At 48.7% G+C, this 21494-nt stretch carries 20 protein-coding genes; 8 read left to right on the forward strand and 12 right to left on the reverse strand.

Annotated features, from left to right (window positions below):
* The first annotated feature begins 501 nt into the window (after positions 1–501).
* Positions 502–1620, forward strand: coding sequence for a sporulation integral membrane protein YtvI (gene ytvI / locus MKY28_RS16365; protein WP_036609832.1), 1119 nt, complete (start codon positions 502–504; stop codon positions 1618–1620).
* 101 nt (positions 1621–1721) lie between these two features.
* On the opposite strand, the gene MKY28_RS16370 is transcribed toward ytvI, so the two are convergent.
* The 9 genes from MKY28_RS16370 to MKY28_RS16410 form a co-directional block, all read right to left on the reverse strand.
* The gene (locus tag MKY28_RS16370) at positions 1722–2120 is read right to left on the reverse strand and encodes an FxsA family protein (RefSeq protein ID WP_036609835.1); all 399 of its coding nucleotides are present in this window, start codon (positions 2118–2120) and stop codon (positions 1722–1724) included.
* 7 nt (positions 2121–2127) lie between these two features.
* Entirely contained in the window at positions 2128–2634 is a 507-nt protein-coding gene (locus MKY28_RS16375; RefSeq protein WP_340936405.1) for an acyl-CoA thioesterase, read from the reverse strand.
* 131 nt (positions 2635–2765) lie between these two features.
* A complete protein-coding gene (gene pyk, locus MKY28_RS16380) occupies positions 2766–4193 on the reverse strand; it encodes a pyruvate kinase (protein ID WP_017689492.1) in 1428 nt (475 codons plus the stop codon).
* Between the two features lie 105 nt (positions 4194–4298).
* Positions 4299–5330 (reverse strand): acetyl-CoA carboxylase carboxyltransferase subunit alpha, encoded by a 1032-nt coding sequence (locus tag MKY28_RS16385; protein WP_340936406.1) that lies wholly within the window; start codon positions 5328–5330, stop codon positions 4299–4301.
* A complete protein-coding gene (gene accD, locus MKY28_RS16390) occupies positions 5331–6224 on the reverse strand; it encodes an acetyl-CoA carboxylase, carboxyltransferase subunit beta (RefSeq protein WP_036609844.1) in 894 nt (297 codons plus the stop codon). It abuts the gene before it with no gap.
* Positions 6225–6287: 63 nt separating this feature from the next.
* Positions 6288–6542, reverse strand: coding sequence for a hypothetical protein (locus MKY28_RS16395; RefSeq protein WP_036609848.1), 255 nt, complete (start codon positions 6540–6542; stop codon positions 6288–6290).
* A gap of 87 nt (positions 6543–6629) precedes the next feature.
* A complete protein-coding gene (locus MKY28_RS16400; RefSeq protein WP_017689496.1) occupies positions 6630–6818 on the reverse strand; it encodes a hypothetical protein in 189 nt (62 codons plus the stop codon).
* Between the two features lie 284 nt (positions 6819–7102).
* Positions 7103–7594 carry a phosphatidylglycerophosphatase A family protein gene (locus tag MKY28_RS16405; RefSeq protein ID WP_036609851.1) on the reverse strand — a complete coding sequence of 164 codons (492 nt, stop codon included), beginning with the start codon at positions 7592–7594 and terminating at the stop codon, positions 7103–7105.
* Positions 7595–7902: 308 nt separating this feature from the next.
* Positions 7903–12048: a DNA polymerase III subunit alpha gene (locus MKY28_RS16410; protein ID WP_340936407.1), complete on the reverse strand. Its 4146-nt coding sequence runs from the start codon at positions 12046–12048 to the stop codon at positions 7903–7905.
* Positions 12049–12316: 268 nt separating this feature from the next.
* Between MKY28_RS16410 and MKY28_RS16415 the strand changes: the two genes are divergently transcribed.
* The 3 genes from MKY28_RS16415 (at position 12317) to MKY28_RS16425 (ending at position 13580) form a co-directional block, all read left to right on the forward strand.
* Entirely contained in the window at positions 12317–12646 is a 330-nt protein-coding gene (locus MKY28_RS16415) for a YtrH family sporulation protein (RefSeq protein WP_026081169.1), read from the forward strand.
* A gap of 21 nt (positions 12647–12667) precedes the next feature.
* The gene (locus tag MKY28_RS16420; RefSeq protein WP_036609856.1) at positions 12668–13156 is read left to right on the forward strand and encodes a hypothetical protein; all 489 of its coding nucleotides are present in this window, start codon (positions 12668–12670) and stop codon (positions 13154–13156) included.
* A gap of 82 nt (positions 13157–13238) precedes the next feature.
* Positions 13239–13580, forward strand: coding sequence for a YtpI family protein (locus tag MKY28_RS16425; protein WP_100529456.1), 342 nt, complete (start codon positions 13239–13241; stop codon positions 13578–13580).
* A gap of 145 nt (positions 13581–13725) precedes the next feature.
* On the opposite strand, the gene MKY28_RS16430 is transcribed toward MKY28_RS16425, so the two are convergent.
* The 3 genes from MKY28_RS16430 to MKY28_RS16440 all read right to left on the reverse strand — a co-directional run bounded on the left by MKY28_RS16430 (position 13726) and on the right by MKY28_RS16440 (position 16100).
* On the reverse strand, positions 13726–15060 hold the full coding sequence (locus MKY28_RS16430; RefSeq protein ID WP_036609860.1) for a DRTGG domain-containing protein: 1335 nt from the start codon (positions 15058–15060) through the stop codon (positions 13726–13728).
* Positions 15061–15272: 212 nt separating this feature from the next.
* Entirely contained in the window at positions 15273–15557 is a 285-nt protein-coding gene (locus MKY28_RS16435; protein ID WP_085981456.1) for a hypothetical protein, read from the reverse strand.
* A 195-nt stretch (positions 15558–15752) separates the two neighbouring features.
* On the reverse strand, positions 15753–16100 hold the full coding sequence (locus MKY28_RS16440; protein ID WP_036609862.1) for a YlbF family regulator: 348 nt from the start codon (positions 16098–16100) through the stop codon (positions 15753–15755).
* A gap of 237 nt (positions 16101–16337) precedes the next feature.
* Here MKY28_RS16440 and MKY28_RS16445 point away from each other — a divergent pair, with 237 nt between their 5' ends.
* The 4 genes from MKY28_RS16445 to MKY28_RS16460 are packed head-to-tail and all read left to right on the forward strand — an operon-like array spanning position 16338 to position 21486.
* Complete coding sequence (locus MKY28_RS16445) at positions 16338–17705, forward strand: YheC/YheD family endospore coat-associated protein (RefSeq protein ID WP_036609865.1); 1368 nt, start codon at positions 16338–16340, stop codon at positions 17703–17705.
* Positions 17706–17755: 50 nt separating this feature from the next.
* Positions 17756–18946 (forward strand): YheC/YheD family endospore coat-associated protein, encoded by a 1191-nt coding sequence (locus MKY28_RS16450; RefSeq protein WP_340936408.1) that lies wholly within the window; start codon positions 17756–17758, stop codon positions 18944–18946.
* A 60-nt stretch (positions 18947–19006) separates the two neighbouring features.
* Positions 19007–20380 carry a YheC/YheD family endospore coat-associated protein gene (locus MKY28_RS16455; RefSeq protein WP_036609869.1) on the forward strand — a complete coding sequence of 458 codons (1374 nt, stop codon included), beginning with the start codon at positions 19007–19009 and terminating at the stop codon, positions 20378–20380.
* Positions 20380–21486 (forward strand): YheC/YheD family endospore coat-associated protein, encoded by a 1107-nt coding sequence (locus tag MKY28_RS16460; RefSeq protein WP_036609870.1) that lies wholly within the window; start codon positions 20380–20382, stop codon positions 21484–21486. Before MKY28_RS16455 ends, MKY28_RS16460 begins: the two co-directional genes overlap by 1 nt.
* Positions 21487–21494: the final 8 nt, after the last annotated feature.

Raw genomic sequence — 21494 nt, forward strand, 5'->3', positions numbered from 1 at the left:
AGGAACCATTCCAGAGTGTCATATAAGTGCCAAAATGCACCTATTCTCTTTTTGTAAACATTTTCATTTTAAAATTAACAAATATTTCAAACTAAGGTTTTCCTATCTGTCAATCGGTATTTACTTATAACATCATACTGGATTTTGTCGTTTATGTGAACATGATGAGAGTTCATTCGCACATCAAACTTCTTTATCGGTCCGATAAAGCATTTTTGAAAGCCTTTACAAAAACAAGGTTGACATTTAATGTTTTTTAACCAATCCTGTCGTATGAGAACTTTCTATTGCTATATTCTGTAATACTAAGGCATACTCTAGGCAAAAGAAAGAATCCCCATACATCTTGTTCAAAAGTCCACTCTTGAACAAGATCTGGTAACATCCCGGCGTTTCAAAACCTTGTAAATGCTCTATATTAATTAAGATAGCCATCTATTTTTAATACTGCTTCATGGATCATACATAGGTCGGCTTAATTGAAATAAGGAGAGTTGATGCTTGGATAGAATAATAATGAAACGCCTGCTCCGTGGCTTATGGGTTATCATTGCGGCCGTTCTGATCGCCGTTGCCATATACTTGCTGTTCCCGCTTTTGTACCCTTTTGCGATTGCCTGGATTATCGCCTATGCCATGAATCCATTAGTGAAACTGCTTCAGCATCGAGCACGATTCCCGCGCTGGCTGGCTGTGACTCTTTCATTGATCCTTTATTTTGGAGCCATTGCGGTAGTGCTGTCTGCGGCGATTACCCGCATGGTAAAAGAAGTCATTTCACTTACGACAAGTTTTGATCTTCATGTTGATGAGATCAAGGACACGTTTGTGCGCTGGACCCAGAATGACACCATTCAAAGTTTGACTGCGCAGATCAATGAATTTTACAAGGAAAATCCCAACTACCAGGAAACCATCAACAGCAATATTAGTAAAACAACTGAAACGGTGGGTACAGCCGTCACAGATCTGGTCACCGGATTTTTCAACATGATTCTGAGTCTGCTGACTTCCCTGCCGAACATGGGCGCGGTATTAATCGTTGTTCTGTTGTCTACATTCTTCATTAGCAAAAGCTGGACCAGGCACAACATCACCGTATCCGGATGGGTACCCTCTTCCATTCGCAAGCCGATATCCGACATATGGACCGACCTTAAGAAGGCACTGTTCGGATACGCAAGAGCACAATTGATCATGATCTCGATTACAGCACTATTCGTCATGATTGGACTGCTTATACTGCAAGTCAATTCAGCCTTCACCATCGCTCTGATGATTGGTTTGGTCGATCTGCTTCCTTATCTGGGTGTTGGCCTTATCATGGTGCCTTGGGCAGCGTACCTCTTTATGAATGGGGATCTGTATCTGGGCATTGGGATTAGTATTATCTATTTGATCTTATTGATCGCCCGTCAGATTATTGAACCGAAGGTACTTGCAAGCAGTGTAGGGCTCGACCCACTCGCCACGCTGGTTGGCATGTTTGTGGGTTTGAAGTTGTTCGGTGTTCTGGGCTTGATTATTGGCCCTGTCAGTCTCGTGATTCTGGATGCGTTCAATCGGGCTAACGTATTACGCGACCTCAGAACGTATATCATCAACGGCCGTGTCCGATGAGGCATCATCTTATGAGCACCCAGGAAAATAGAAAAAGGCTTCGTTCAACAGAAATCATCTGCTGAGCGGAGCCTTTTCCATTATGCAAAACAACTGGTGTTTCATTTCGGACGACGATAAAACGTAATTTTGCCACTTTTCATTTTTTTCTCCAGCCACCCCAGGAAGAACAGACGGTACACCGGACGTGTTAATGGAAATACCAGTGTAAACCCGATCAGATCCGTTACAAAGCCTGGAATCAAAAGCAAGAAACCACCGACAAAAATAAAAAGACCATCGACCATTTTTCTTCCAGGTACCTTGCCACGCTCCATCTCGGATTTGGCGTCCACAAGTACTTTTCGCCCTTCAAACTGCAACATTGCTATACCAATCAAGGACGTGAGAATCATGAGAAGCAATGTCTTTCCGGCTCCGATCCAGTCACTCATCAGAATAAAACCAAATAATTCAATCACCGGAATGATTAAGAGTAAAGCCCACATCCATTTTCGCATTGACGTATTACCCCTTTCCCGAAAGCCACACCTTTTCAAGCGCGCTGTATAACTCAGAGGCTGCCTTATCCAGCCGAACTGGCTTCCAGTCCCCATTCACCCATACATGCTGGGTAGAACCTGTAACTAGCCGTTCACCGGGGAGTGATTCATCAGTTGACCATACCCGTTCTCCAATCGCCATATGCTCATCAGGTTCTTCAGACATGCGTCTTACGTCATAATCATAATTCAGTCGCAGACCACTAAATGCAGCAATACGGGTGAATATGATAATCTCATCATCATATCGGGCAGGCTTGTGATACTTCACATCCAGTCCGGTTACGGGAAGCAGTAACCCCTGTTCCTCCATTTTACGATATGTATACCCCATTTGGCGAATCATCTCAGTTCGACCGATTTCAAACCAATTCAAATAGTTCGCGTGGTAGACCACGCCCATCTGGTCACTTTCTTGATAGCGTACACGAAGACGTGCCGCATACCAGTTACCATTGCTCTGTTCTCGCACGTTATCGGCCTCCTTCACTCTATCATTCATACGTGGCACATCGCTGTAAAGTGTCAATAAGATGGAAAAAAAGCAACGGGACAATAAAGCCCCATTGCTTCTTTCCTGTTGCTTCTCCATCCAAGACGCTATTAAGCGTTGTTTGGAATTTGGCTTACTTTAATCAGGTTGGTAGAACCGGAACGACCCAAAGGCACACCTGCTGTGATCACAACCAGGTCTCCTTCTTTAACAAGTCCGGATTTTACGCCGCCTTCAATTGCATTTTCGAACAAAGCATCCGTGGAATCAACCAGTCTTCCTTTGACAGGAGTTACACCCCAAGCCAGAGCCAAACGACGGGAAGTTCTGTCTTCCGTTGTCACAGCGATGATTGGAGATTCTGGACGATACTTGGAAATCATGCGTGCAGTATGTCCTGATTCAGTCGAAGTAATGATCGCTTTTGCGTTCAAATCTTGAGCTTGGAGAGCAACCGATTGGCTGATTGCTTCCGTAACTGTTGTTTGTTGAGCAACACGTTGTTTCAGGTACAACTCTTGGTAAGGCAGAGCAGATTCTGCTTTTTCAGCAATACGGGACATGGTCAGAACAGATTCAACTGGGTATTTACCCGCAGCTGTCTCACCGGACAACATGATTGCGTCCGTACCGTCGAAGATCGCATTCGCCACGTCACTTGCTTCCGCACGTGTTGGACGCGGGTTACGCTGCATGGAATCCAGCATTTGTGTAGCTGTGATAACCGGTTTACCTGCAACGTTACATTTTTGGATCATGCGTTTTTGTACCAATGGTACTTCTTCCGCAGGAATCTCAACACCCAGGTCTCCACGAGCAACCATCAGGCCGTCAGACACTTCAAGGATTTCATCGAGGTTATCGACACCTTGTTGGTTTTCGATTTTGGAGATGATTTGTATATGTCCAGCATTGTGTTTTTCAAGCAATTCACGAATCTCAAGTACATCACTTGCTTTACGTACAAAAGAAGCCGCGATGAAATCGACACCTTGTTCGATACCAAATACGATATCGTTAGCGTCTTTTTCGGTGATACCCGGTAGAGAAATGGCAACGCCCGGAACGTTAACACCTTTTTTGCTTTTGATCGATCCGCCGTTAACGATACGGCATTTGATCTCGGTGCCTTGCACTTCCACCACAGTCAGTCCGATCAGACCGTCGTCGATCAGAATTGTAGATCCCGGTTCAACATCATTCGGAAGATCTGTATACGTAATGGAAAGACGTTCTTTGGTGCCCAGAATTTCTTCTGTTGTCAAAGTGATGTACTCGTCTTGAACCAATTCGATCGGTTCAACTTCGAGTTTACCTGTCCGAATTTCCGGTCCTTTGGTGTCCAGCAGGATCGCTACTGTTTTGTTCAACTCTTCGCATGCTTGGCGAATCGCAATGATCCGTCCGCCGTGCTCATCGAAATCACCGTGGGAGAAGTTCAGACGGGCCACATTCATACCGGCCATAATCAATTTTTTGGTGTTCTCCAGAGATTCACTGGATGGACCAATGGTACATACAATTTTCGTTTTACGCATTTTGGGTTTCCTCCGATTTTAAAGGTATTACTCTTTATCTATTTTTCTTTTTCCAACTATTAAATTTACTATACTTTTGCTCATTTGTATAGGAAATTCGTCACATTATTCAGCATTTCCCGACAAATTACTCGCAACATCGACTTTTACAAGCTCTTGAGGGGCTTCAATGGATGCTTGAGGTTCAAACGTGACCGATCCAATTTTACGGAATTTCTCATAACGATCCTGTTTCAGTTGATCCTCGCTCCAATCCTTCATATCGTCGAGATGACGGACCAAAGCTTCACTGATGAAAGCAGCAGACGCTTCATAATCCCGATGAGCACCGCCGCGTGGCTCAGGGACAATCTCTTCAATGACTTCCATCTCCAGCAGGTCTTTGGCTGTTATTTTCATTGCTTCAGCCGCCTGATCTGCCTTGGATGCATCCTTCCAGAGAATCGAAGCAGCGCCGTTCGGAGAGATTGCAGAATAGATCGCATGTTCCAGCATCAACACACGATTACCCACAGCCATAGCGAGGGCACCGCCGCTTCCACCTTCGCCGATGACCACAACAATAACAGGAACCGATAGCTTCGCCATTTCCATCAGGTTGCGAGCAATCGCTTCCGATTGACCTCTCTCTTCTGCAGTATTACCCGGATACGCCCCTTTAGTATCAATAAACGTAATAATAGGACGGCCAAATTTGTTCGCTTGTTTCATCAGACGAAGTCCTTTTCGGAAACCTTCTGGATGAGCGCTGCCGAAAAAGCGGGCGATATTATCCTTCGTGTCTTTCCCCCGCTGTTGTCCGATTACCGTTACTGTCTTTCCATTCAACTTGGCAAGTCCGCCAACAACCGCAAGATCGTCTCCGAACATGCGATCACCGTGCAGCTCAATGAAGTCCGTAAATATCAGTTGGATCAGGTCCAGCGCCGTTGGGCGTTGCTGATGACGGGCCAGATGCATCTTCTGAGCTGCTGTTATGCCAGTGTAGATCTCTTCTTCAAGTCTATGGTAACGTTCTTCCAGGCGGGCAATCTCGTCCGTGAAGTCGATCCCTTTTTCCTGTCCAAACTGTACGAGTTCATCAATCTTTTTGCGCATCTCAACCAGAGGCGCTTCATATGGCAACTCACCCGCCATTTAGACCCCTCCTTTTTCACTATGCATATCCAAAAGCTTGCCAAGAGTGGCCCGAAGCTCTTTCCGGTGCACAACCATGTCCAACTGACCATGTTGCATATTAAATTCAGCCGTCTGGAAATCATCAGGTAACTTCTGACGGATCGTCTGTTCGATAACGATTCTGCCGGCAAAACCAAATACAGCGCCAGGTTCGGCAATGTTAATATCGCCCAAGCTCGCAAAACTTGCCGAGACTCCACCTGTCGTTGGGTCCGTAATGACCGAAATGTACAGCCCGCCCTGTTCATCTAAACGGGATAAAGCTGCGCTTGTTTTGGCCATTTGCATGAGGCTGAGAATACTCTCTTGCATCCGGGCACCACCTGATGTTGAGAAAATAATCAATGGTAACCGTTTCTCTGTGGCATGCTCAATGGCACGGGTAATTTTCTCCCCTACAACAGAACCCATGCTGCCTGTGAAGAAATCAAAGCTCATGACAGCAACAACTACAGGCAGGCCATCAATGGTTCCTTCCCCTGTAATTACCGCTTCCTTCAGGCCCGATTTCAGACGCTGTTGTTCCAATTTGTTGCTATATCCGGGAAAGCCAAGTGGATCAACCGATATCATATCAGCATCAAACTCAACAAATCCTTGATCATCAAGTACCATAGCAATGCGCTCCATAGCGTTAAGACGCATATGATAACCGCAGGCAGGACATACTTTCAGATTTTTCTCCAATTCCTTGCTATATTGAATGGTGCCGCATTTGCTGCACTTGTTCATAAGCCCTTCAGGTATTTCACGTTTTGGGCGTTCTAGGACTTCCTGGCCTTCGCCGGGAAGTGCACGCTCGGAAGGTATGGTAGCGTACTTCCGTTTCTTCTGGAATATATCTTTGAACACAACTACACCTCTCCAGCCGTTGATTTGATGGCCGCAACCTGCAGAGCGCTGCTTGTGGCAGCTTCATCCGCGTGTTACGGTAAACCGCTTACGACCCACACGCTGCCATGGGCCTTGTCCAGCATTCACAACAAAAAAATCCGCCGGTACAGGGCAAGGATCACCGGCTTCTGTCAGCACGATTGATGTTACCTGCAAAAACCGAAAGATTGTTGCGCCGATGTTTGAATCTATCTTGGTAGGGTCTCCGGGAGCAACCAGGTCGGTCCTTGTCCTAACAAAAAAAGAAGGAAGGACAGCAGCATACAATACATGCAAGTCGATTCCTCTCTCCGCTTACGCGATTAGTCCCTTATGTACCGATGGTACTTCTTCATCTGCCAAGGCACGTTGATGTCGAACAAATCAGGAATGCAGAATGGAATTCAGCACTTCCTGGACCTCTTCCAATTCCCCAGAAGGGACGCGAATCTCAAATTGCTGCTTGGATAAACTGATGGGACGGGTCTGTACCAGAAAACCTTCTTCCGAAAGCTTGGTCTTGATCTTGTCCGCAACCTTTGCTGTCGGTGCAATGTAAATCACCGTCCACATGCCTTGTCCGCCCCCTAAGCTAATGTTCAGAGCCCGTATATTGGACTAATGATAACATACCTCACTTTTTTTCTGCAAGAAAGGGTTCGGGACCTTTGGGGAGAATTTGGGATCATGAGGGACATTAGTCCCCCACGAATAACTCATATGGTTGACGAAATCTTCTTGTTCATACCTCTTCCATAAGCAGCCGCAAGCTTATCAGGGCAGCGTCAGCCGCCCTTGAAGACCTTCATATGAGCCATTAGATTGACCATAACAGACAAGCATGGAAATACAGGGGGTTAAAGGTCTGAGGGGTATTTTTTGGCTTTAATATTTTTGTGTGCAATCCGGGCAGAAGCCGCAGCGGCCACCCCTGCGACCAGATCATCCAAAAAGACATGAATGGCTGTTGTGTGTTCGTTCAAATCATGAATTACACCTATTTTTTCTTTATCCAGGTAACCAAAGCTGGTTAAACCGATCATACCATACACATGAGTAATGCCGAGGGCCAGAGTCTCGTCCACTCCATACAGGGATTCATCCGCTTCCATAATAGCCTGTAACGGTTGGGGCAAGAGTTTTTTCTCCGCAAGTTCGTCGAGAGCAATACCCGTATAGAGCGTATATTGCACCTCTCGTTTCTGCAGAACGGATTTCACGCTGGTTACACAGTCGTCCAAGGTCAGTTCGGGGTGGTACCCTTTTTGCAGACGGTATACAATTGCTGCGATTGCATCAATCCGTACACCCCGCCGGGCCAGCATGGCTTCTACGATTTCATATGACATATCTCGACCTCCCGCATCAATCCCCCGAGGACCGCGAGGTCCTTCGGTGTTCTCAAGTGTATGCAGCAACCTGTTAAAATGTTCATAAAATGTGCGGATGGTTAAGACCAGTCGCACCCTGGACCTGTTGCAGGATTGTACATTCCGCTCTGGTCTGTAGCTGGCCTATTACAAGTCTGCAATTTGTTTGTTTAAACCCTGTCGTCAGGAAACCGCGCTCGCACTAAAATAATCAAAAAAACCTGTTCAGCATTGAGCCAAACAGGTTTCATACTATGGATAAGTGCTATCACTTACGGGACAGCCTCTTATTTAATTTTGACTGTGCCTTCACCCAGCATTTTCTCCATCTCGGAGAACAAGGTTGGTGATGGCTTAATCCGGTAGGCATCACTCAGCGCAAGCAGCTTCTGCTGCTGCTCATAGAAGAGCACCGTCGCCACAGGTCCGGGATGCTCCTGAAGCAGCTGCTTCAGACGTGCCAGAAGCTCAGGCTTCTCCGCATGAGGGGCAATCTTCACGAACACCCGCTGCTCCACGGCCCGCGGTTCGCGGCTCTGCGCCGGGCTGCTTGCCGCCTCAGCGGCACCGCCAGGCCGGGAAGCCGCCGCCGTGGCTGCGCCCATACCCGCCGCATCGCTGCGCGTCGCTGCTGAGCCTTGGCTCCCGCTGCTGCGCACAGCGGAAGCATCCCCGCCTGCGCTGCTGTGCTGCGCTTCGGCTCCTGCGCCCGCTGGCCGCCGCGGCGAAGCCGCCTGCGCCGGGCGCGAAGAGCTGCCGCTGCCGGGCTTGACGCGCCGGTCACGGCTGCGCAGCTGCTGCTCCAGTGCCGCCGGTGACAACGGCACCACTTCCTCAGCCAGCAGCTTAAACCCTTCGTCCTGCTGCTGCACTTTGGCACGCACGACGAGCAGTTCACCTTTCCCGACATGTTGCTGGCTACGCCGCCATACCTCGGGAAAGAGAACCACTTCACAGCGTTCAATCTGGTCTTCCAGCTCCATGAACGCCATAGCCTTGCCCTGTTTCGTCGTAATCGACTTCACAGACACAACCATACCCGCGGCGACGCTCATCGTGTCGTCGGCTGCCTCGGTCAGCTCCATGATCCGGTCAGCCCCACTCGATTCCAGCACATCTTCATAGTCATCCAGCGGATGACCGGAGAGATACAAACCTAACAACTCACGCTCTAGCTCCAGTTGTTGCCCTGAGGAATAAGGAGGAATTTCCGGATATTCAATCTCCCAGTTTGGCGTTTCAACAAAGTCGAACAATTGAATCTGCAGATCCTCACGTTCCTTGCGCCATTTCAACGCTGCTTCAACAGTCTCATCCAGCATCGCCAGCAATTGGGCCCGGTGCCCAGGTAATGTATCAAAAGCTCCGGCCTGGATCAGCGATTCAATCACACGTTTGTTGCATACACGCAGATCCACACGACGACAAAAATCGAGCAAACTGTCGAACGGTCTCTCCTGCCTTACGATCATAATACTTTCCATTGCCTGGGTACCGACATTTTTCACAGCGGCCAGACCAAATCGTATTGCACCCGTTAATTTTTCCTTATCTTCATCCGCATTTGCATTAGACACTGCATCGTTTTTCTTCACAGAGGACAGTTCCCCTTGCTCCGCGCGCGAAGAAGACGCCTCTTGTCCCTCGTCATTACCATTTTCCATTGAAGCAGCCGTCACCAATCCCGTTTCCTTCCGGTTGTCGGATGCCTCAGGCATGGTTGTCGCTGCCTGCCACTCATATCCACCACCGTCCTCTTCCGGTCCAGGACCGGGATCATCCGGCAGAGGTGCTTCACCATATTCGGCTTGTCCCGAATGCCCATCATGCTCATGAACGCGATCTTCCCTCAAGGAACTCCCGTTACCATTCGTGGCATGTTCTTCGGCAGGGCTTCCGGCGTCACTCTCTGGATCTGCTCCCGCAGTCTGCTGCGATGCATTGCTCTGATCCCCGGCTCCTGCGCTGCCGGACGGCACAAATACAGGTGTAAACAGAATACCGCTCTCATTCACATCCGGCGGAAGCACCTCCATGTCCATACGCCGACATTCCACTACGTACTCTGCCACTTTCCGATGACTGCCCATTACGGCTGTTAACATGGATGCCATAAAATGAACCGGATAATGCGCCTTCAGATAAGCCGTCTGGAACGCAAGCACACCATATGCCGCGGCATGAGCACGCGGGAAGCCATAGTTGGCAAACTTGACGATCATATCATAGACCAGGTCTGCCTCTTCTTCGCTATACCCTTGTTTCAGACTGCCTTGTACAAAGTGTCCACGCTCCAGATCCAGCACTTCCCGTTTCTTCTTGGAGACCGCTCTGCGGAGCAAATCTGCCTCACCCAGCGAGAAACCCGCCATCCGGGAGGCTATCTGCATGATCTGTTCCTGATACACGATGATCCCGTACGTATCTTTCAGGATAGGCTCCAGATCCACATGGGGGTAATCCACTTCAATCTGTCCATGCTTGCCCTGAATGTATTTGGAAATGAACTCCATCGGACCCGGACGGTACAAGGCAAGTACAGAGATTACATCTTCAAAACTACTTGGCTTCATCTCTTTCAGCACACGGCGTACCCCGGCAGATTCCAGTTGGAATATGCCCATCGTGTCCCCTCGCCCAAGCATCTCGTACGTTAACGGATCATCATCGGGGATAAGGCGGAAATCCGGAATTTCTCCATGTTCCCCAATCCAGCGTACACACCGTTCAATGATTGAGAGGGTACGCAAACCAAGAAAGTCCATCTTAAGCAGCCCAATAGACTCCAGGTTTTCCATGGAATACTGGGTTAACGCTGTCCCTTCACTGCCCTCCTGAAGTGGCACCGCATCGGTCAGCGGGTCACGGGAGATAACCACTCCCGCAGCATGGGTCGAAGCATGACGTGGCATGCCCTCGACCTTCATCGCCATATCCAACAGCTCACGTGTCTTAGGCTTGGTTTCATACAGCGCCTTCAGCTCAGGTGTAGCTTCCATGGCCCGCTCGATGTTAATACCAAGTTGCGCCGGAATCAGCTTTGCAGCCTTGTCCACTTCGCCATAAGGCACATTCAGGGCCCGCCCAACATCACGTACGGCTGCACGAGCAGCCATCGTTCCAAACGTAATGATCTGGGCGACATGGGCTTTGCCATATTTATGCGCGACATAATCAATGACCTCATCCCGCCGCTCATCGCTGAAGTCAATATCAATATCCGGCATAGAGATCCGCTCGGGATTCAGGAATCGTTCGAAGAGCAGGTTGTATTTCATCGGATCAACATCGGTAATATGCAAAGTGTACGCTACCAGACTACCTGCCGAGGAGCCCCGGCCCGGTCCAGTAACAATGCCTTGCTTATGCGCATAGGCGATAAAATCCCAAACAATCAGGAAATAATCCGAGAATCCCATGCTGTCGATTATACCCAGCTCATACGCCAATCGTTGTTCGAGTTCGGATCGAAGCTCTGCATCTGTCCAACGTGTGGACTGCGCATAACGCTCCTTCATTCCTTCTTCGCACAGCTGACGCAGATACACCGAAGGGCTGAGTCCATCAGGAAGCGGTCTGTATTCCGGCAAAATCGATTTGCCGAATTCCAACTTCAACTCACAGGAATCCGCAATACGGACGGTGTTTGCCAGAGCTTCGGGTACATGAGGAAACAAACGAGCCATCTCTTCTTCACTTTTCAGATAGAGCTGATTGGTTCCAATTCGGAGCCGATTCTCATCATCCACGGTCTTGCCTGTTCCGATACAGATCAGTACATCCTGAAGCTCCGCGTCCTCTTCGGACAGATAATGTGCATCATTGGTAGCTACAAGCGGAATCTCCAGCTCGGCAGCTAGTTTGATCAACTGTGGATTTACCCTTTTTTGCTCCGAAAGCCCATGATCCTGAAGCTCCAGATAGAAGTCGTCACCAAAAATATTTTTGTAGCGTAACGCCGCACGTCTCGCCTCTTCTTCTCGTCCATGCAGCAAATGTTGTGGTACTTCACCACCAAGACACGCACTTAGACAGATAATACCCTCGTGATGGGCAGCCAGACTTTCCATATCTACACGGGGTTTGTAATGAAAACCTTCGAGATGTCCAATCGAGCACAATTTCATCAGATTACGGTAACCCGTCATATTTTTGGCTAACAAAATCAAATGATGAATCGGTTGATCCTTGCGGCTTCCCCGCTCTTTGCGGGACCCTGCTGTCATGTATGCCTCGCACCCTATAATCGGCTTGATGCCTCGCTCAACGCAGGCTTTATAAAAAGGAATTGCACCATACATCACGCCATGGTCGGTCAGCGCAAGTGTCGTCATTCCGAGATCTGCAGCCTTATTCACGAGATCCGGAATACGCGCAGCGCCGTCCAGCAAACTGTATTCGCTGTGAACGTGCAAATGCACAAAAGAACTCATGTTTTTTTCTTCCTTTCGCCGCAGATAGTCGCAGCATCGATCTTCTGATCCGTCTGCTACCCTATCTATCTCATATATATATGAATTAAATAAATAAAAAAATGGAATCTCCTATTAAAATTCGTGACAACCTCTTAAAAGGAGACTTTATTATTCTATTTTATCATAACGTTCGGGGGCACGCCCATACAATAGAAGTACAAGCCGCTCCCCCTGTGACAGACCGAAGACAGGAGGTGTGCTGCTAGGTCTGAAAGGGGTGTTGCCAGTGAGCACATTTTTGTCCAAAGCCATTCTTGATTTCTTTATTGCGTTTGGAATCGTGCTGGGCGGCGCGATGATCGGAGGTATTGGAGCAGTGATCTCTCTTCAGCCTCCGACACAGACGATGCTCGATATTTCTGGAAAAATAAAGATATGGGCACTCGCAGCCGCTGTCGGCGGCACAATAGATCCCATGCGTGTCATCGAGAGCAATTTTCTGGATGGTAACCTGTCTCCGGCGGTCAAACAAATCCTGTATCTGATCTCTGCTTTTATGGGCGCGCATATGGGAACCGAGCTAGTGAAATGGGTGTGCGGCGGAGGCCGGAGCTAATATGAGACAGGAACAGCGTTCATGAGAGTTCCGCCATTTTCTCGTTACCGCCCGCTGATGCGAATGACCGCTGTGTTTGTTCTGGGAATGATCGCTGGATGTGTCGTCTACAACGGCGTATTTCACCTGAGTTACAATGCGTTGTGGCTGAACAATCAGGAGCTGCAGCTTCAGCTGCATCAGAATGAGGAGGATATCAAAACGCTGAAAAAATACAGTAAACGCCAAACCGTTATCAAGGAAATCAAGGTCCGTGCAGAAGAATCGGATAAGGGGCCAGACGAGGCTTCTCTGAAAGTGATGTTACAGAAGCTCGGAGACGAACTTGAGGTGCTTCGGGGCAGAGATGTATTCAACATCGATGAGTATAGCAAAATGACGCGAATCATGCTGAATCAGAAAGTGTACTCAGTCAGGGAAAAGGAATACACCGTTCAGGTCAAAACGATGCTGGTTATGGAAGGGGTACTGCAAGTTTGGGTACAGATTCGCATGCACGTTCCTGCGTAACAGCAAAAAACTGCCCTTGTCTGCATCTCTGCATGGTACAATAAGGGCAGTAAATGCTTTCCAGAAAAGGAGCTGCGTCTTTGTGTTCATTGATGTACTCAAATATGCACTAATCGCGATCTTTGCTGTTGCCGTGGTTTTTGCAGCGTTAAACAGTATTCGTTCACACAGAAGTTCGGATGCTACCAGCGCCGGTCTGTACCGTTCGTGGACAAATATCTGGATGGGCGGCATGCTTGTCGTGCTTGCACTGATTTTGATGTTTGTCTTCACAGGCTCCACTTTATCTGTGATTGTGGAAGCGCTATTTCTGATTATGGGTGCGTATAATGTATTTGCCGGAATACGTAACCGCAGTTATTATGCGCGGCTTCAACAACGGTCCAGTAATGGATCAGGTAAAACCTCCGGACAATCTGCATGATTCGTTGAAGCTATATCATTGTGTCTGCAAAAAGAGAGTACTTCCCCTTCGTTAAGCGAAGCCAGAACCGCGCGACAGCGCCACCCGGCAGAGCTTCTCGATCAGGGAGTACTCTCTTTGTATATGCCCGAGGCAACGTACCCTGCTAGGCATGGTCAATCGACTGCAATGTCATTACCGCTTTGCATACCACACTGCCTTCACGGGTAACCACAATGTCCATTTTGCACGTTCGACGACTGGTTTCCAGAATTAACGGGCGAACCAGGATCTGATCCTCAATCTGTACCGGTCGAACAAAATACGTCGTTACATTATCGACCACATGGTCGTTCCCTGTAACATCCCACGCTGCCCGCCGGCCAGCCTGTGTCATCACATTCAACAGAACACCTTCGGAGATCGTACCCAGATCCGTTGCCATCTGAGGAATGATGAATCCGTGAAATAACAATTCGTTCTGTTCACCGCGCTCCTCGGCAAACCCGTTCCAGATCAGATGATCAAACGTCTCTCCCAGTTGTGGCTGCTTCTGTGCATCCCGCATGGCCTGAAGTACTTCCTTGCGTGTGACGGACGCAATCAGTTTGCGATTCCGATCCACGATTGGCAGAAAATCGATACCTTCCCAGGTCATAATCTGGGCAGCAGAAGCAAGAGATGTCTGCAATGAGGCCGTAATCGGGCGGCGTATCACACATTTCTCAATACTTTGATCTTCTTTCAGCTCACTGACATCCTTCAGACTCACAATCCCGATGACCCGGTTCCATTCATCCACCACCGGGAAGCGATGTTCACCCGTCTCTGAAACCAACATATGAAAATCTGCGGCTGAACTGGTCACCTTCAATACCTGCAAGCGAGGTTTCTGACCAATGATATCCTCAACAAGCATAATTTTTTTCTTAATCAGCCGGTCGAAGATCGCACGGTTAATCATCGAAGCCACCGTGAATGTATCATGTCTGGATGAAATAATCGGTAGCCCAAGCTCGTCAGCCATAATTCTTACTTCACGACTTGTCCCAAAACCACCCGTAATCAACACGCCCGCTCCCTGTTCGAGGGCAAGCGAGTGAGCATCTTCACGGTTACCTACAATCAGCAGACTCCCAGCGTCAATATAACGGGCCATTGCCTGTTCTTTCATCGCTCCAATCACATACTTGTGCAGCGGTTTGGCGAGACCTTCGTTCCCCCCCAGCACATGGCCCTCCACAATGGTCACGACATCAGCAAAGGTCAACTGTTCCGACATGCCCCGAGGTCTCTTCTCGATCCGCACCGTTCCAATTCGTTCCTTGGTCACGACCAGCCCGAAGTTCTCCGCCTCTTTCACCGCACGATACGCTGTCCCTTCACTTACACCCAGCTCCCGCGCAAGTCCACGTACTGATATTTTGCTGCCAACCTTCAGTTGTTCAATATGTTGAAGTAACTGTTCATGCTTCGTGACGTTCTCTTCCTGTCCGTCCAACTGTACCACCCCCGAAGATGCATCTGTACTATACTGTATCTATTATAACACGGCTTTAGGAAAATAACCCCACCCCTACCCATTCTCACAGGCAAGTTCGCCATCTGAATTTAATCATCCCATTAACCTCTAATTCTGTATGTACCAAAAAAGACCGGGGCCCCTTTGTACCAAGGGATTCCGGTCTTCCATGTTGGATCTCATACTGTACCTTATACAGACTCGCTCCGCTCCTGCTTGTCCAACAGTTTCATCTCCCACTGCCGCAGCTTCGCCCGGCGAACGGCTTCCAGTGCACGCTTCTTCTCTTCATCCACACCGAGAATAAAATGCAGATGTGCACCAACGATTAATAAGGAGAACAGCACCCATACGATGCCAAAAATATTAACCCAGTCCATTCCTCCAGCAAAGGAAATCCGCGGCAGTGCAATGACCAGCATCGACAACGCAATAAGCAGATAGATCACATGTTTTGCTTTTTTCAACCTCTTCACCATTCACAGCTCCTTCGTTCTTGATCGACTCTATATGTCTAGTCTATGAACGATAAGGAGCTAATATGAAAGGTTCAGGTAAAAAACAAGACAACCTTTTAGTACGTGTTCAAATAGATCAGTTTTCAGTACCGAGAAGATGGAATGAAGCTAGGCATCCTTCGTAATCAAAAGTGGACTTTTTGAACTACCTTTTTACGCTTCAGCGCCTCCGTACAGATGACCCAGGCTGTCAGCAATAATTTTATTCACGTCTTCAATGATGACACTGAGGCGACGCTCCGCATCAAACAAACGACGGATGTTCAGATTCAAACTCAGTACTTCAAACAGTTTCTCCATTTTCTCCATCTCATCCGGAGCTGGCATATCCCCGCTCATCATACGTTGTTGCAATTCCATTTGTTGATCACGGAAGTTATCCAGCATTGCTTTTGCATCCGGATCAGCTTCAATCAGCTTCATCGCGGAAGTAATCTCTTCCACCTCGCTGCTTTCTCTCAGTGCTTTGGCCAAATCATTGGCTTTGTCATAAATGTTCACTATTATTCCTCCTCAGATTGGTTTGTTCATCCGTGTTAATACACGCTTTTCTCTCCTGTCAAACAAGGGCGCTCTGAAACAGGCCATCCATAACCTGCCTCGAAATCAAATGCATTTAATCCATATGGGTCAATCACCAAGGGTTATATGTCCTCATATGATGAAGCACATGCCATGTTCAGATGCCGTTCAACTTCGAGATCAGACATCAAGTTGCCGCCCGGAAGGAGATCCGTGATGTCCACTAAAAAAGTAACGATTCAGGTTACCGGCTCGGGCATCCTGCAGGACGACGTCATCATGCTGGGCGAAGGGGTGCTTAAGGCGCTTAAAATCCCTTCAGGAAGGCCGCTTCAGTTGCAATTTGGCTCTTTCCGCCGCGAAGTCACTGTTATTCCGGTACCAAGGTATGACGGGCTGCGCATCAATCAGACAGTTGCCAGCAAGACCGGTCTCGTTCCACGTTCGGTCCTGAGGGTATCCTATCGTTCAGCCAGCCGTACGCTTCGCCTTGGACCCTACATCAGTGTACTGGTTAGCCAGGACTATCCCGATCAGCCCGATCGGCCCTTTGGCTCCATCACGATGTTCTGTCAAGAACTGGTGAACGCCTGCCGTAAGCAAGGCGCCTATGTATCCTTTTTCACACCGGAGGATATTGGAGCGGTAACGGGTTATATGAAAGGCTGGGTGTATGATGACGGCTGGAAAAAGACTGTTCTGCCTGTAGCAGACGTCGTCAATAACCGGCTAACGTCCCGCAAGCTTGAGAACAAACCTAGCGTACAGCATTTTATGAAAGAAGTAAAATCGCTCTACGGCACGCAAACCTTCAATGAAAAGTTTCTGGACAAAAACGAAGTGTTTGACGCACTCAAGTCCATTTCAACGCTTAAACGAGTTCTTCCCGAGTCTCATTTGCTCAAGACGTCCGCCATGCTCAAGACGATGTGCAACCGACATCCGGTTGTATTTCTGAAGCCCGTCCGCGGTTCTTTGGGCAAAGGGATCATCCGGGTCTCACGTCAGATTGACGGAAGCTTCCTAACTCTGGCGACTGGCGTCGGGGGGACCCGGAAACAAACGTATACTTCTCTGGATAAACTGTATGCCAGTATGTCTGGGAAAATGAAAACAACGCGTTATCAGATCCAACAAGGGCTGACTCTCATTGACAACAGTGGCAGACCCGTGGATTTCCGTGCGCTCGTGCAAAAAAACCGTACAGGTAAATGGAGTGTAACCTCCATCGTCGCCCGGATTGCGGGCGGGAGTCACTACGTATCCAATCTGGCACGGGGTGGAAGTCTCAGCACCGTCAAGGATGCTGTTGCCAAAACACAGTTGTCTGGATCAGCCAAAGCTTCCGCGTATGCAGGATTGCATACCGCAGCACTGGATATCGCTAAAGGAATCGAAAGTGCCATCCCTGCTCATTTTGGTGAACTTGGTATTGATCTGGCCTTGGACACCACTGGGCGCGTATGGCTGCTCGAAGTCAACTCCAAACCATCCAAGAATGATAATACACCACTGAGTGAGAGCAAGATCCGCCCTTCCGTCAAAGCCATGCTCGAATATTCTACGTACCTGGCGGGTTTTTGAAAAGTTATTCCCTATTGGAAACAAATCTGATAGAGGAGAGGTGCAGCGTAATGTTTCCAACATCTCAGACCAAGACACTGGCCATTCTGGTACGTGCAACCGAAGGCTCACCTCCCTTTACGGATGAACTTTTCTGCCGTCGTCTCAGTTTGGGGAGCATGAAATACGCCCTTCAGATTATTGTGATCCCGATATCGAATGATGCAGTCCATCTCCCTCTTCAATGGGGATATGTTTATCATCAAGGGAAGTGGAATTCGGTACCTGTTCCTGCAGTCGATCTCATTATGGATCGTTGTCTTCGCCCTATCTCCAGGTACGCCAGACAACAGCTTAAGGAATGGATACCAACCAACGGCACAGATCAACACCGTTATTGGTCTGCTTCCCTTCCAGGAAAATGGGAGGTACATCGTGTGTTGTCCCGAAATCCTGAATTGAGGTCACAACTTGCTCCCACAACCCGGATCGGATCGCATATTCCTTGGGAAACATGGCTGGACCGTTGGCCCAAAGGACTGTTCTTCAAACCGGTATCCGGGACTCATGGCAAAAATACCTTTCGCCTGTCTCGGGGAACGACTCCATCAACATGGATCGTGGAGGGGCGTAACGAGGACAATGAACCCTTTTTTCTTACATTCAACCATACCCAGGCTTTATCTTCCTGGCTAGCGTTACATCAGGCTGAACGTAAGATGATCGTGCAGCCATATCTGGAGCTTAGCCATCATGGAAGAGCATTCGACATACGGGCTCTAATGCAAAAGAATGGGCAAGGTCGCTGGACGCTTACCGGATGTATGGTACGGGAAGGACCCGAAGGTTCACTCACGTCCAATCTTCACGGTGGGGGTAAAGCATATCCTGCCCACGCATATCTGCTCCAGCGATATGGAACGATCCGCACGGAAACTCTGCTGAAGAGCATCCGGCAGACTGCTACTCTTATCCCCACCCTGCTGGAAAGCCGTTTTGGCAGGTTAGCCGAATTGGGGCTTGATTTCGGAGCAGATGCAGAGGGCCAACTCTGGCTAATTGAAGTCAACTCCAAACCAGGCCGCACCTCATTTGCAGAAGCGGGCGACCGACGCATGCATACCCTGACTTATACCCGGCCGCTTGCCTATGCCCGTTATCTGTTGCAACAACATGTTCTCACGGACGTCGTTCGTCCAATGAAATTGCCGAATACATCCAGCAAAGCTGGCCTGAAACCCATCCCGATTCACGGCGGCTGAGGCCCGCAGCGCCCGCTTGCCATGGAGCCCAAGGATCTTTTCAGGATAGGAGGATAAATCATGAGTTTGACCTTTTGCAATCTGCATTTCACCAAGCAACCGGATAAAGTGGTTTATGTATCCAACGCTTTAATGAAGAGCCTCAACCTGTCCGGCAAAAAAACGGTGCACCTTCGCTTCGGGCGTGACCGGGTACCTGCAACGATCAAACCAATCAAAAAAGCAGGTAAACATCTGTATCTCGCTTCAGGTATCCGTAATATGATGAACGTTCCCAAACGGGGCAGTATTTATCTCCGGAATTTGCAAAATGATGAGGTCCAGTTAGGTCCACTGATCGGCGTACTCTCTGATGGGCCTGCGACGAGCACGAATCCATTCGGTTCCCGTACTGGTTTCATCAAACAGTTACTCCGTGAAGGCAGCCGTAAATCCTACATTTACGCTTTTACTCCTCGGGATATCAATTGGCAGAACGAGACGGTATCGGGTTTTTTCCTGAATGATAACGGAAGCTTTACCCGCAGAACGGTACCTCTGCCCGATGTTGTCTACAACCGGTTACCAAGCCGTCGTTCAGACTTTTCACCAGCCATCAACCAGCTGCGGGAACGATTTGTTCGCCGAAAAATTCCGTTCTTCAACTGGAGCTTCTTCAACAAATCGGATATCTATACGTTGCTGGAGAACGAGCCGGCAGCAGGACGGTATATCCCTGAATCGATTACCAATCCTTCTGTTGAACAGATGAAGGAAATGTTGGAACGCCATCAGTTCGTCTACTATAAGCCTACTGCAGGAAGTCTGGGGAACGGGATCTACCGTCTGACTTATTCGCCCAAACGTGGATATTTCGCACGTTATCGCAAAAAAGGCGGTAATGCACTCCTGCGTTTTGGGTCCTTCAACAGTCTGATGCGCATGCTTCAGGGAAGACATGGCAAACAGTTACGCGGATATGTAGTTCAGCAGGGAATACGTCTAATTGAGATTGATGAATGTCCAATTGATTTCCGTTTTCACATGCACAAAAATGGTAACAATCAATGGGTTGTTGTCGGGATTGGAGCCAAAAAGGCAGGACGTGGCAGCGTCACAACACACATCAAAAATGGCGGCTCCCTAATGACTCCTGAGCAGGCGCTCAGTCGCAACTTCGGCGATCGTGCGGGAGAAGTTCTTCAGCATGCCAAATCCGTCGCTATTACACTGGCCCAGGCGATTGAAACCCAGCACCAGCATCTGATTGGTGAGATTGGCTTTGATCTGGGCATTGATCAGGAGGAACATGTATGGATGTTCGAAGCGAACGCCAAACCCGGGCGCTCCATTTTCCGTCACCCTTCACTCCGGGTGGAGGGCAAATCGTCGGTGGAGCACATCTTGGAACACTGCCTGTATTTGAGCAAGTTCCGGAAGAAGGAAGAGATTTGATGACCCTTCATGATGATTTCAAACCTGTCATTGCTGTTTTGACCATGCATGATAAACAGCGTATGTTCAGGGGAAATCATCAAAATTTTCAAGATATCTTACAGACAGGCGAGAGCATGGGATACGTGGTGTACATTGTAACTGTACGAGATCTGAACGTGAGTGGTCCCACCGTGAAAGGATATACGTACAACAAGGGGAGTGGAAAGTGGGTTTCACAACCTTTCCCCCTTCCCCATGTTCTGTACAATCGTATTCCCAACCGGGAAGACGAAGGAAAACCTTCCGTGCAGCGTAAAATTGACGAATGCATGCAATCAGGAATCGAACTGTATAACCCATTCTTTTTCAACAAATGGGATCTGTTCGAATGGCTCAGGAAATCCAAATCGACTCAGCAACTGATCCCTTATACTCGGCGGATGAGAAGTGCTTCTTCTCTGGGTGCCGTTCTACGGACGTATCCCTATCTGTACCTTAAGCCCGAGAGCGGCAAAGCTGGTAAAGGAATCATGATGCTTAAATTTCAGGAAAAAGAACGGCTTCCCTATCGTCTCAAAATACAAACCACACGTAGAAGCACGACCTATAAAGCATCTACACTTGCCAAGTTATGGGCACGAATTCGCAAAGAAACCGGACATACGCCCTATATCATGCAACAAGGCATTGAACTCGCATCCTCTCGTAAACGCCCCTTCGATTTGCGTGTTCTTGTACAAAAGAACACCAAGGGCCAATGGAGCGTAACCGGTGTAGGAGCGAGACTTGCTGGCTCCCGTAGCATTACAACTCATGTGCCGCGCGGCGGGAGCGTAGAAGACCCTGAGAAGCTGCTGACCGAGCTTTTTGGCGAAGAAATGTCAACAACCCTGATGAAACGTGTGAAATCCACTTCATTAATGATCGCAAGACAGGTAGAACGGGGATCAGGTTACACGCTCGGAGAAATGTCCATGGATCTGGGCATTGATGACCTGGGGGAACTCTGGTTCTTCGAAGCCAATGCAAAGCCCATGAAGTTTGATGAACCACAGATCAGACGGCGGTCATTGGAACGTATATTTCACTACAGCGCTTATCTTGCCCGTCAGTCCAAACGATGATAGACAGG

Origin of the sequence: Paenibacillus sp. FSL R5-0473 (assembly GCF_038004565.1) — a bacterium.
Lineage (GTDB): Bacteria > Bacillota > Bacilli > Paenibacillales > Paenibacillaceae > Paenibacillus > Paenibacillus amylolyticus.